The sequence below is a fragment of the Marinoscillum sp. 108 genome, from assembly GCF_902506655.1.
GTDB classification, from domain to species: domain Bacteria; phylum Bacteroidota; class Bacteroidia; order Cytophagales; family Cyclobacteriaceae; genus Marinoscillum; species Marinoscillum luteum.
This window is the reverse complement of sequence record NZ_LR734808.1, coordinates 3,168,976-3,181,827: the sequence shown is the minus strand read 5'-3', so window position 1 is coordinate 3,181,827 and position 12,852 is coordinate 3,168,976. Positions and strand designations below refer to the sequence as shown.

Sequence of the window (12,852 nt, the reverse complement as noted above, 5' to 3'; positions counted from 1 at the left end):
TATTTGGTCGTAAGCTTTTATAGCGTACGCTTCACTTCTTTCTCTGTGAATCCTTCTATGATATCTCCCACCTTGATGTCGTGGAAGTTCTTAATAGAAACCCCACATTCGTAGCTCTGCTTCACTTCGGCTACATCATCCTTGAATCGCTTCAGCTGGTTGATTTCACCTGTGTGAACCACGATACCATCACGTACCAGTCTCACTTTATTAGATCGCTTCACAGTACCTTCCGTCACATAACATCCGGCTACCGTTCCCACTTTGGTGATCTTGTACACCTCACGCACTTCAATGTTACCCGTGATCACTTCCTCTGTGGTCGGCTCAAGCATACCTTCCATCGCATCCTTCACGTCATTGATGGCGTCATAGATGATGGAGTATAGCCTGATTTCGATTTCCTCGTTCTCAGCCACTTTACGTGCACTGGAAGATGGTCTTACCTGGAAACCGATGATGACCGCATCCGATGCAGAAGCCAGCAACACATCAGATTCAGAAATCTGACCCACAGCTTTGTGGATGATGTTCACCTGAACTTCCTCAGTAGAGAGTTTCAATAATGAATCGGAAAGTGCTTCGATAGATCCATCCACGTCACCTTTCACAATCACGTTAAGCTCCTTGAAGCTACCAATGGCCAATCGTCTACCGATCTCATCCAGGGTAATGTGCTTCTTGGTACGGATAGACTGCTCACGCTGGATCTGCTCTCGCTTGGTGGCAATCTCACGAGCCTCCCGGTCAGATTCCATCACGTTGAACTTGTCTCCAGCCTGTGGTGCTCCGTCCAGTCCCAGCATCAACACAGGAGTGGATGGTCCTACATTGGTCAATTTCTTGCCTCTATGATCAAACATGGCTTTTACTTTACCGAAATTTGATCCGGCCAGTACCACATCTCCCACTTTCATAGTACCTGATTGCACCATAAGGGTAGTCACATAACCACGGCCTTTATCCAAGGTAGCCTCTATCACTGAACCAACTGCAGGCTTATCCGCATTGGCTTTCAGTTCCAAGAGCTCTGCCTCCAGCAATACTTTCTCCAGCAACTCATCGATGCCTTCGCCTGTCTTGGCAGAAACGTGCTGGCACTGGTATTTACCACCCCAGTCTTCTACCAATATATTGATCCCGGAAAGCTCCTCCTTGATTTTATCAGGATTGGCATTGGGCTTATCTACTTTGTTGATGGCAATCACGATCGGTACACCAGCCACTTGAGCGTGGTTGATCGCCTCTTTGGTTTGTGGCATCACCGCGTCGTCCGCAGCCACCACAATGATGGCAATATCCGTGATTTTCGCACCCCTGGCTCTCATGGCTGTAAACGCCTCGTGACCCGGTGTATCAAGGAATGCTATGCGTTTCCCTGTCTCGGTCATCACATCGTAAGCACCAATGTGCTGTGTGATCCCTCCAGCTTCACCTTCGGTGACTTTAGAGTCTCTGATATAGTCAAGTAGAGATGTTTTACCATGATCCACGTGTCCCATGATGGTAACAATAGGTGCGCGATCCGTAAGATCCTCAGGACTGTCTTCGGCCTCCTCTATTTCAGTATCATCATCCTCAGAGGTAAACTCTATGTCGTAGCCAAACTCATCGGCTATCACCGTGATCGACTCTGCGTCCAATCGCTGATTGATCGACACGAACATTCCAAGTGACATACACATAGAAATCACTTCATTCACGGAAACATCCATCAATGATGCCAAATCACTGGCCGAAATAAATTCGGTCACTCTTAGTGTTTTTGCATCTTCCTGCTCCGCCTGTAGCCTTTCTTCCTCAGCCTCAGCTTTGGCGCTTCGCTTATCCTTTCTGTATTTGGACCTTCCGGTACCGCTTCCTGACTTACCGCCTGAAAGCTTCGCCAGCGTGGCTTTGATTTTATCCTGGATTTCCTTGTCAGAAAGCTCTTCAGTCTTTCTCAAATCACGTTTCTGACCTCTGCTACCAGGTGCTCCTCTCGGAGGTAAAGCCGCATTATCTCTACCCTGTCTGTTAGGTGCAGGGCTGTTAATTCTTTTCCTAGGTCTCTTCTTGCGATCTTTTCGCTCATCAGAGCTGGCCACCGGTTTCGGTTTTTTCTTATCAGCCGGCAGTTCGATTTTACCCAAAACCGTCAAGCCCTTCAGTGAATCTGCCTTAGCAGCGATGGTCTTTTCTTCAGGTTTTTCGGGCTTCTTCTCCTCTACTTTGGGTGCAGCAGGCTTAGGAGCCTCTTTCACCTCTTCCTTCGCCTTCTCCACTTCAACTGGTGGCTCCGGCTTTTTCTCTTCAGCTTTTGGCTTTTCCTCTACCGGGGCAGGTTTTTCTTCCACCGGTGGAGCGGGCTTCTCAGCTACTGGTTCCGGCACTTTAGGCGCCTCCTCCTCTTTCTTCTTCTCTACCTCCTTAGGTGGCTCGGGGGTTTCTTCCACCTTGGCCTTTTTCTTAGGTTCCAGATCGATCTTACCCACCACCTTTGGTCCTTCCAGTTTCTGACGAAGGATCACCTTGTCAGAATCATCTTCTACTGGCTCTGCCGGTTTTTCCTTTTCTTTAGGAGCCTCTTTCGCATTGTTGTCCTTGATGAGAATCTCTTCCTCGTCATCTCCTTCGCTCTTGTCGGAATCCTGCGAATCTTTGATGACCATATTGTCAACATGCTTGTTTCCTATGGTTAAACCAGAGGCTTCCTCTTTTTCCATGGCAGAAGACGCAAATTCCTTGGAAAGCAAAGAATATTGCTCCTGGGTAATTTTCGAATTGGGACTGCTATCCACCTCAAAGCCCTTTCCGGATAGATAATCCAGAATGGTGCCTCTGCCGACATTCAGTTTTCTAGCAACCTGACTTAATCGATAAGTTTTCTCTTCTGCCATATAATTTTGTCCTGTATTTTAAAGTAGCTGGTTATTCAAATTCTTGTTTGAGGATGCTCAATACAAATTGAACAGTTTCTTCCTCAAGGTCAGTTCTCCTGACCAACTCCTCTCCGGATAATGTCAAAACGCTCTTTGCGGTATCTAAACCAATTCTTTTTAGTTCGTCAATTACCCAACTTTCAATTTCATCTGAAAATTCATCCAGATCCACATCTTCGTCTTCAAGGCCATCGAGTTCACGGAACACGTCTATTTCCAGACCTACAAGTCTTGAAGCCAGTTTTATATTTTGTCCTCCTTTGCCTATGGCTAGGGATACCTGATCGGGTTTCAAATAAACAGACACCCTGTCCTTCTCCTCGCTGATCTTCATGCTGAGGATTTTAGCGGGACTAAGTGCTCTGGCGATGTAAAGTTCAAGATTATCTGTGAAATTGATCACATCGATATTCTCATTTTGCAACTCTCTTACGATGGAATGAATTCTTGACCCTTTCATCCCCACACAAGCACCTACAGGGTCTATCCTGTCGTCGTAAGATTCTACGGCCACCTTGGCGCGCTCGCCTGGCTCCCGTACCACATTCTTCATGGTGATCAGGCCATCATATACCTCAGGAACTTCACTTTCGAAAAGACGCTCCAGGAATGTTGGGGAAGTTCTGGACAAGATAATCTTAGGATTACCATTAGACATTTCTACCCTGTGTACAATGGCGCGTACTGAATCTCCCTTTCTGTATCGGTCTTTTGGGATTTGCTCGTTTTTAGGAAGGTTCAATTCATTGCCCTCTCCATCGATCAAAAGAATCTCACGGCTCAATGTCTGATACACCTCACCCGTGATAATCTCCCCAACCAAATCCTTATACTTCTGAAAAAGGATGTCCTTCTCCAGATCCTTGATCTTCTGAATGAGTGTCTGACGTGCAGTCATCACAGCCCTTCTTCCAAAATCTTCAAGCTTGATCTCCTCAGAAACCTCTTCTCCAATCTCAAAATCCGGCTCAATCTTACGTGCTTCGGTCAAACTAATCTTGTCATGATCCCAGATATCCTCTGAGTTATCATCCACGATCTCTCTGAATCTCCAAATCTCAAGATCACCTTTGTCGGTGTTGATGATAATATCAAAATTATCATCTGTCTTATATTTTTTGCGAATCATGGTTCTGAAGACATCCTCCAGAATTCTGATCATCGTAGGTCGATCGATATTTTTGCCCCTGGCAAAATCCGCAAATGAATCGATTAAAATTCCAGTATCCATTGTTTACTTGAATGAAACTAATACCATTGATTTACTTATTTCATTGAAATTGATTTGATGCTGCCTGAGCTCTTTCTTCTCCTGCACTTCAATCATGATCATTTCATTGTTCACTTCCTTGAGCAATCCGCTAATCGTGGAAGCATCATTCAGCTCCACTTTCAGAGACCTGCCAATGTTCTTCGTGTACTGCCTTACATTTTGCAATGGGAAATCAACCCCCGCAGAAGAAACCTCCAAAAAGTACTTGTCTTCAAAAAGTTCTTTTTCTTCGAGAATCTGCGCAAGTTGTCGGCTCACAGAGCTACACTGATCGATGGTCACCCCATGATCACCATCCAGCAATACAATAAGGCGCTGATTACCAGCATTTCCTTTAAGAATAACCCCAACCACAAAAAGCGAAGGATCATCGGAAATGATCTCATGTACAAATTGCGATATCTCTTCTTCCACTGGTTTCACCACAACCATTTATTATGAATAAAAAGAGGGGACCTGCGTCCCCTCGAACCTAAATTCTATATTTGCATGCAAAGCTAACAGAAAAAATATTCATTTCAAATTGGCTAAAAAACAAACTATTAGGCGCTGAGTTCGTCATAAAGTAGATATTTTTAAAAAATTTAATTAGATGATCGGTAAACTCCGAATTGTAAACTCCCTCACCAAGGAGAAAGAGGTCTTTGAGCCATTGAGCGCTCCGCATGTAGGAATGTATGTTTGTGGACCTACGGTATATAGTGATGTGCACCTGGGGAATGTGCGCACATTCATCTCATTTGATGTCATCTACAGGTATCTCCAGTTTCTCGGTTATAAAGTCCGGTATGTCAGAAACATCACTGACGTAGGCCACTTGCTGGATTCCGGCGAAGATAAAATCTCCAAAAAGGCCAAGCTGGACAATCTGGAACCGATGGAGATCGTACAGAAATATGCCAATGACTTCCACCGGGTGATGGATACCTTCAATGCCCTAACACCAGATATCGAACCCACAGCTACGGGCCACCTGATGGAGCAGCTGGTCATGATAGAGCAGCTGGTGGAGAAGGGATTCGCCTATGAGTCAAATGGTTCAGTATACTTTGACATAGAAAAATATAACGAGGCGCATGAGTATGGTAAGCTCAGTGGCCGCAAAACAGAAGACCTGCTCAACCAAACCCGTGAGCTGGACGGACAGTCAGACAAGCGAAATCCCTTAGATTTTGCGCTATGGAAAAAAGCTGCCCCTGAACACATCATGAGATGGAAAACCAAGTGGAGTGACGGGTTTCCGGGCTGGCACCTGGAGTGCTCTGTGATGAGTACCAAGTATCTTGGTGACGAGTTTGACATACACGGCGGAGGTATGGATCTGAAATTCCCCCATCATGAATGTGAAATCGCTCAAAATGCAGGATCAACAGGAAAAGATGGTGCCAAGTACTGGATTCATACCAATATGCTCACGGTCAATGGCCAGAAGATGAGTAAATCGCTGGGCAACTCATTCCTCCCCAGCCAATTGATCTCAGGCAATCATGAGCTGTTGCAGCGCGGCTATAGTCCGATGACCATTCGGTTTTTTATGCTTCAGTCTCATTATGCCAGCACGCTGGACTTTTCTAATGATGCGCTCAATGCCGCTCAGAAGGGCTACACAAAGCTGGCCAATGGCCTTCGCCTGATCAAAGGCTATGAATTTCCTGAGGGAATCGAAGAAAACCCGGACCCCAAACAAGTAGAGCAGATCAATAAGATTTGTGACAACTGCCACCATGCCATGAATGACGATTTCAACACGGCATTGACAATTGGTCATTTATTCAATTTGGTCAAAAAGATTAATTCCATTCAAACGGGGCAATTGGAACTGGCAGCGATAGGAAAGGAAACTTTTGAGCGCATGAAAGAGACATTTATTTCTTTCACTGAAGAAGTTCTGGGCCTGAAGCTTGAATCTTCCGTCTCTTCTGATCATCTGTTGGAGGTGATTCTGAATGAATACAAATCTGCCAAGGAGACCAAAAACTATGAAAAAGTGGATGAACTCCGAGCTCAACTAAAGTCGGAAGGAGTGATCGTGAAGGACATGAAGACCGGAATAGACTGGGCGTTTGAGGAATAAGGGACTAAAAGTAAAAAAGCCCCTTGGATTTGACATCCAAGGGGCTTTTTTTAATGATGATTGGCAATCAGCTTCTCCTTATGCTTTTTAAGCTGCCTTCTTAAGGCCTCTATCGCCTCGTCCGCAGCTGCCTCGAAAGATCTGGACTTCTCCTTGGCAAACAGCTGACTGCCAGGGATATTCAATTTGATCTCTATTAATTTATTTTCGTTTGCATCATCTTGCTCTACCCTTAGAAACACTTCCCCATCTATAATCCTATCATAGAAAGTATCCAGTTTATCAGCTTTGTGCTGGATAAAGTTGACCAATTTTTCGTCAGCGTCGAAGTGGATAGAATGCATTTGTAGTTTCATGATACTAGAATTTAAAAGGTTAAACCATTAAGCTTTAGGATGAGCCTGGTCAAAAACTGACTTCAGCTTCTCCATTGAATTATGTGTATAAACTTGGGTGGCCGCAAGGCTGGTGTGACCCAAAAGGTCTTTCACCGCATTGAGATCTGCACCTTTATTTAATAAATGCGTGGCGAAGGTGTGCCTCAGAACATGAGGACTTCTTTTAGCAATGGTTGTGACTTGATCAAGGTATTTTTTCACTATCCGATACACCATCATAGGGTATAATTTATTACCGCTATCCGTTACAAACAAATAATCGCAGAAGCCAAACTCAGCGTTTCGCAATTGTTGGTATTCCTTTATGGACTTAACGATAAATTCAGCCATTGGTATAACTCTTTCCTTATTTCTTTTCCCTAAAACTTTAATGGAGCCCTGGTAGAGGTTTACGTCCGGGTCAGAAAGGTTAATTAACTCAGTCAGACGGATGCCAGTAGCATACAGCAGTTCGAGAATGAGTCTATCCCGTGCGCCAAAAAAATCTCTGGAGAATTCAATTTGATCAAGGAGGGTGATCATCTCACTCTCCCTCACGAAGGAAGGAAGCTTCTTGTCTACTTTTAAAGACTTAAGGCGGCCTGTTGGATTGCTGGCAACATATTCTCTGGCAAGAAGGAATTTATAGAAAGCCTTCACAGAGGCCATCTTGCGGTTGACAGACTTTGGCTCAAGGCCAGACTCCATCAGATTTACCATCCAATTTCTCAGATGGGCATGCTGAACCTCCTTGAAATCAGAAGTTTCAAATTCTTCACTTAAAAAAATCTCTAGCTGAGTTAAATCCTTACGGTACGCCGTGAGCGTGTGTTCGCTGTAGCGCTTTTCGAATCGTAAGTATTTGAGGAAGGTGTCAATCATAAGCTAGTACTTCCCAGAAGCTGAGAAATACTAACTTAATAATTAAGTATCATTTATCCCTGTTTGGGATTAGTTATTTTCACGCTCGCGCAGGTGCTGAATGTATTCAGCCTTGATCACTTCGTGTCTTCTTTTTACAGAAGGCTTAGTGAAAAAAGTTCTTTCTCTGAGTTCTCTCAAAACACCTGTTTTTTCAAACTTCTTCTTGAACCTTTTAAGCGCCTTGTCGATTGACTCGTTTTCTTTTACGTTTACTACAATCATCGTTTTTCTATTTGAGCTTGCAAAAGTAGAAGAAATTTTATTGCGAGCAAAGCATTATCTCAATACTTCTCTGGAAATCACCAATTTTTGTATCTCCGAGGTGCCTTCTCCAATGGTACAAAGCTTGGCATCCCGATAATACTTCTCTGCCGGGTAGTCCTTGGTGTAACCATAGCCTCCAAAAATCTGCACAGCTTCATTGGCCAGCTCCACCGAAATCTCCGATGCATACAACTTAGCCATTGCGCCAGCTTTGGTGACTGATTTACCCTGATTTTTGAGATCCGCAGCCTGGTGGGTTAATAACTTGGCTGCCTCCAGCTTGGTAGCCATCTCCGCTATTTTGAAGGAAATACCCTGAAAACTACTGATGGGCTTTCCAAACTGCTCACGCTCCTTGGAGTACTTCACCGCCACATCCAGTGCTCCCTCAGCGATCCCACAACTCAATGCAGCGATAGAAATTCGTCCACCATCCAGCACCTTGAGGGACTGCACAAAACCATCGCCCACTTCACCGATCAGATTAGCAGCAGGAATACGGCAATTATCAAAAATCATCTCAGCAGTCTCTGAGCACCTCATTCCCAATTTGTTTTCCTTGCGACCACCAGAAAACCCGGGAGTGCCCCGCTCCACGATAAATGCAGAAGCATTGCGTGAAGCACCTGCCTCACCTGTCCGGGCTATGACCACTGCCACATCACTGGAGATGCCATGGGTGATAAAGTTCTTTGCTCCATTCAAGACCCACTCGTCTCCCTCCTTCTTAGCTACGGTCTTCATGTTGCCTGCATCTGAGCCGGTATTGGGTTCCGTGAGGCCCCATGCCCCTAACCACTCTCCTGAAGCCAGCAGTGGAAGGTATTTTTGTTTTTGTGATTCATTGGCGTGCTGATAGATATGTCCGGTGCATAAGCTGTTATGTGCAGCCATTGACAACCCAATGGAACCATCAATTTTTGATAGCTCTATAATAGCGGTAACATATTCATGATAGCCGAAGCCTGACCCTCCGTATTCGTGGGGTATGAATACGCCCATCAGGCCAAGTTTTCCAAGTTTGTGAAACAACGCTCTGGGAAACTCCTGGGATTCGTCCCACTCCATCTTGAAGGGTTCTATTTCTTTAGCGCCAAAATCCCGGATCATCTCCGAGATCATTGCCCTGTTTTCCTCTTCCTGTTTTATCCGAGGATCGTCTGTTAATAGTTGCATGTTGTTTGGGGTATAATGTTGTTCTTCACAAAATTAGCAATCTAAGCTCAGTGTTTCAGTTTTAAATAAACTTTTACATGATAGGCTTAGGTTATTCATTTTCCGACCAAAAAAATTACTTTTGCCCCCTGTTCAACTAAATATTACTATAAAATGAAAATCGCTGTAGTCGGAACCGGATATGTAGGATTGGTTACGGGAACCTGTTTTGCTGAAACAGGAAACCATGTAACCTGCGTGGATATAGATGAGAAAAAAGTACAAATGCTTAATAATAAGCAGATCACCATCTATGAGCCCGGGCTGGAGGTGCTTTTCGAAAGAAACATTCGTCAGGGTAGGCTGGAGTTTACTACCGACCTCAAAGAAGGTATCAAAGGCGCGAAAATCATTTTCCTGGCTCTGCCCACACCTCCTGGTGAAGATGGATCTGCAGACCTGAAGTATGTCCTCAAGGTCGCTGAAGATTTGGGGCCGATACTGGAGGAATATACAGTGATCGTAGATAAGAGTACTGTGCCTGTTGGCACAGCGGATAAGGTACATGCTGCAATCGCGGCTAATGCCAAAGTTGACTTTGATGTGGTTTCTAACCCTGAGTTTCTGAGAGAAGGAGTAGCGGTAGATGATTTTATGAAACCAGACCGGGTGGTCATCGGAGCGGAGTCTGACAAAGCCAAGAAGGTGATGGAAAAACTCTACGGGCCTTTCGTGCGTCAGGGTAACCCTATCATTTTCATGGACGTGAAGTCTGCAGAGCTTACCAAATATGCAGCTAACTCCTTTCTGGCCACTAAAATCACCTTCATGAACGAGATCGCCAACCTGTGCGAGCTTCTGGGAGCGGATGTGGATATGGTCAGAAAAGGTGTGGGTACGGATACACGTATCGGCAAGCGTTTTCTTTTTGCGGGAATTGGATACGGTGGAAGCTGCTTTCCAAAAGACGTACAGGCACTAGCCAAATCGGCCAACCAGGCAGATTACGATTTCAAAATCCTCAACTCCGTGATGGAAGTGAATCAGGCACAAAAAGAAAGGCTCATCGATCCTTTGAAAGCTTATTTCAATAATGACCTGAGCGGAAAAACCATCGCCATCTGGGGACTGGCATTCAAACCATACACAGATGATATTCGTGAAGCACCAGCCCTTGAAAACATCTCGAAGCTTTTGAGTCTGGGAGCTAAAGTAAAGGCTTACGATCCTGAAGCAATGGAAAACGTAAAAGGGGTGTTTGGTGATAAAATCTATTTCGCTGAAGATGAATATGATGCCCTTAAGGATGCTGATGCGTTGATGATCATGACCGAATGGCCAGTATTCCGCACACCGGAGTTTGACAAGGTAGAAGCCCGATTGAAAAACAAAGTAATTTTTGATGGAAGAAACCTATATGAGCTCGGACAGATGGAAGAGCTTGGATTTACTTACCACAGCATTGGAAGAAAAATAATCAATGGTTAAGCAACAAATCCTCGTCACCGGGGGTCTCGGATATATTGGCTCACATTCGGTAGTGGAACTCCACAATGCCGGATATGAGCCAATTATTATCGACAATCTTTATAACTCCACCGAAGCTGTTTTGGACGCTTTGGAAGAAATCACGGGTGTACGTCCGGTGTTCAGAAAAGTGGAAATGTGTGACAAGGACGCTCTTCGAGCGCTGTTTGCAGAGTTTCCTGATCTTGTTGGGAGTATTCATTTTGCGGCGTTTCTACAGGTGAAAGAATCTGTGGAGCAACCCCTCAAATATTATCACAATAACCTTCTTTCCACCACCAACCTGCTGGAGCTTTCTCTGGAGTTTGGAGTGAAGAATGTCGTGTTCTCTTCTTCGTGTACGGTATATGGTAATCCCGAAAGCCTGCCCGTAAAAGAAAACGAATCCATCAAACCGGCCCAATCTCCATACGGAAACACCAAAAAAATCGGCGAGGAAATCCTCCAGGATGCCTGTGCAGCGCACGATCTTCAGGCCATTTCCCTGAGATATTTCAATCCCATAGGTGCTCATCCTTCCTCCCTCATAGGTGAAGTACAACACGATGTTCCGCACCATTTGGTTCCTTATATCACAGAGACTGCCGCCGGTAAACGCCCATTTGTTTCGGTATTGGGTGGAGATTATGACACCAGAGACGGATCCTGCATTAGAGATTACATCCATGTGATGGACATAGCCAGGGCACACGTCAATGCACTGTCCCGGTTACTTCGCAAAGAAAACGAATCGAGCTATGAGGTCTACAATCTCGGATCAGGCAATGGCAGCTCGGTAATAGAAATGATCAAAGCCTTCATAGATGCCACAGGACTGGACGTGCCTTATCAAATAAGTGACCGCAGACCGGGTGATGTGGAGGCCGTATATGCCGATATTAGTCTGGCCCAGGAAAAATTAGGATGGACTCCCCAGTTTGATCTGAAAGAGATGCTGAAGAGTGCTTGGGATTGGGAAGTGAAGCAGGCTAAGAACTAATTGACATCATTGAGCCTCCAATCGTATTCCTTGTAAGAAATCTCTACCTCCTCTGAGATTTTTACGTCCGAGTATTGGTTAATAAAAGCCTTAACGGGCATTTTTTTCCTGAAGTCTCCCCCGAACCAATCAAATAATTTGGAGAGGCTGGCGCCAGTTGTCGTAATGTCATTTCTAAAGTGATCATTGACAAACTCCCGGGCTTGTTCATCAAGCTGACGTTGTAGCAACGCTCCTTCATATGCTTCCCTTCTTAATTTCGGACAAGATAATGAGGCACAATTGATGGCAAAATGAATTCGCGGCTCAGCCCATTTCTTTCTGAGGATGTTATGCTCAATATTATTCAGATCATACCTCTCACCTGCAATCTCAATAAATTGGATATCCCATGGGGTGTTCACAAAAGGCACCTGAATACTGCTGCCGATATCTTTGATGCTTTCTACCGGGTAGTACTGCAACACCAAATCAATGGTGGCAGCATTGTATAAGTTGATCCAGTAGGCGATTTGGTCATCTTCCGACCAGTTGGAGTCATTGGGCGCATTGTTGCTAAGTAGGTCAATGTACTCCGTCAGTTGCACACTATCCGTTATAAAACCCCTATAGTCAACCAATCCTTCGTCCGTCACATATCGCTTCAGCAGCTCGTCAAAAATCTGATGACTCACGGGTTTTGTTTTAGCCTGTTGAGGGTTTAGGGTTCCACAGGCGTTTATAAAGAACAAACCAACCAAAAAGATGGTCACGCGCATATGATCAGGTTTAGTTATTCCAATTACTTTTAATGAAACTCAGGGTAACTTAACTATTTATCAGAAATGATTGTTACCACAAAACCAATCACCACCTTATGAAACGTTCTGCCAATCTGATTCTCCTGATAATCACCGTATTGCTTTCCGGTAGTTCATGCCGTGACAAGTCAGAGGACCCAAAGCCTTCACACGAGGAGCTGCAGGCGGCCATATTGATTGGCATCAATCATCACCGAGTGTCGCTGGGGCTGACCGCACTAAAAGAAAATGACATTCTGGACAGAATAGCTACGGAACACAGCGCCAACATGGCTGACGGTGACATTCCATTGAGCCATGAGGGATTTGTTCAGCGGTTTGAGCAAGCCAGTAAAGAAACCGGAGCCTCCGCCATAGGGGAGAATGTGGGAAGTAACTATGCGAATGCTGCTGAGCTGGTCAAAGCATGGCTCGCCAGCGATGAAAATCGTGAAAACATTGAATCAGATTATACCCACGTGGGAATAGGCATTGCCGATGATGCCGACGGCAATCGTTTCTTCACTCAATTGCTGGCCAGAATCTAAATTCGTCATTTAAACTCCCAAAAGATGGTCA

Annotated in this window: 12 protein-coding genes; 4 read left to right on the top strand and 8 right to left on the bottom strand. The window is 44.9% G+C overall.

Annotated features, from left to right (window positions below; all coding sequences use genetic code 11):
• Positions 1-17: 17 nt before the first annotated feature.
• Genes infB through rimP form a run of 3 tightly spaced genes read right to left on the bottom strand, consistent with a single transcriptional unit; the run spans position 18 to position 4,626 of the window.
• Entirely contained in the window at positions 18-2,879 is a 2,862-nt protein-coding gene (gene infB, locus GV030_RS12825) for a translation initiation factor IF-2 (RefSeq protein WP_159582710.1), read from the bottom strand.
• A gap of 31 nt (positions 2,880-2,910) precedes the next feature.
• Entirely contained in the window at positions 2,911-4,152 is a 1,242-nt protein-coding gene (nusA, locus tag GV030_RS12820) for a transcription termination factor NusA (protein WP_159582709.1), read from the bottom strand.
• Positions 4,153-4,155: 3 nt separating this feature from the next.
• On the bottom strand, positions 4,156-4,626 hold the full coding sequence (gene rimP / locus GV030_RS12815) for a ribosome maturation factor RimP (RefSeq protein ID WP_159582708.1): 471 nt from the start codon (positions 4,624-4,626) through the stop codon (positions 4,156-4,158).
• 160 nt (positions 4,627-4,786) lie between these two features.
• Between rimP and cysS the strand changes: the two genes are divergently transcribed.
• Complete coding sequence (cysS, locus tag GV030_RS12810) at positions 4,787-6,268, top strand: cysteine--tRNA ligase (RefSeq protein ID WP_159582707.1); 1,482 nt, start codon at positions 4,787-4,789, stop codon at positions 6,266-6,268.
• A gap of 50 nt (positions 6,269-6,318) precedes the next feature.
• Here the strand turns inward: cysS and hpf are convergent, their stop codons facing one another.
• The 4 genes from hpf to GV030_RS12790 form a co-directional block, all read right to left on the bottom strand.
• On the bottom strand, positions 6,319-6,624 hold the full coding sequence (gene hpf, locus GV030_RS12805; RefSeq protein ID WP_159582706.1) for a ribosome hibernation-promoting factor, HPF/YfiA family: 306 nt from the start codon (positions 6,622-6,624) through the stop codon (positions 6,319-6,321).
• A gap of 27 nt (positions 6,625-6,651) precedes the next feature.
• On the bottom strand, positions 6,652-7,527 hold the full coding sequence (locus GV030_RS12800) for a tyrosine-type recombinase/integrase (RefSeq protein ID WP_159582705.1): 876 nt from the start codon (positions 7,525-7,527) through the stop codon (positions 6,652-6,654).
• A gap of 69 nt (positions 7,528-7,596) precedes the next feature.
• Positions 7,597-7,791 carry a 30S ribosomal protein S21 gene (gene rpsU, locus GV030_RS12795; protein WP_159582704.1) on the bottom strand — a complete coding sequence of 65 codons (195 nt, stop codon included), beginning with the start codon at positions 7,789-7,791 and terminating at the stop codon, positions 7,597-7,599.
• 54 nt (positions 7,792-7,845) lie between these two features.
• Complete coding sequence (locus GV030_RS12790; protein ID WP_159582703.1) at positions 7,846-9,009, bottom strand: acyl-CoA dehydrogenase family protein; 1,164 nt, start codon at positions 9,007-9,009, stop codon at positions 7,846-7,848.
• A 153-nt stretch (positions 9,010-9,162) separates the two neighbouring features.
• Between GV030_RS12790 and GV030_RS12785 the strand changes: the two genes are divergently transcribed.
• Together GV030_RS12785 and galE are read left to right on the top strand one after the other, a co-directional pair.
• Positions 9,163-10,476, top strand: a complete 1,314-nt coding sequence (locus tag GV030_RS12785; protein ID WP_159582702.1) for a UDP-glucose/GDP-mannose dehydrogenase family protein — start codon at positions 9,163-9,165, stop codon at positions 10,474-10,476.
• Positions 10,469-11,494, top strand: coding sequence for a UDP-glucose 4-epimerase GalE (gene galE / locus GV030_RS12780; RefSeq protein ID WP_159582701.1), 1,026 nt, complete (start codon positions 10,469-10,471; stop codon positions 11,492-11,494). Before GV030_RS12785 ends, galE begins: the two co-directional genes overlap by 8 nt.
• On the opposite strand, the gene GV030_RS12775 is transcribed toward galE, so the two are convergent.
• A complete protein-coding gene (locus tag GV030_RS12775) occupies positions 11,491-12,168 on the bottom strand; it encodes a DUF547 domain-containing protein (RefSeq protein WP_255465383.1) in 678 nt (225 codons plus the stop codon). The genes galE and GV030_RS12775 overlap by 4 nt on opposite strands.
• A 182-nt stretch (positions 12,169-12,350) precedes the next feature.
• Here GV030_RS12775 and GV030_RS12770 point away from each other — a divergent pair, with 182 nt between their 5' ends.
• Positions 12,351-12,821: a CAP domain-containing protein gene (locus GV030_RS12770; RefSeq protein WP_159582699.1), complete on the top strand. Its 471-nt coding sequence runs from the start codon at positions 12,351-12,353 to the stop codon at positions 12,819-12,821.
• The last annotated feature ends 31 nt before the right edge of the window (positions 12,822-12,852 follow it).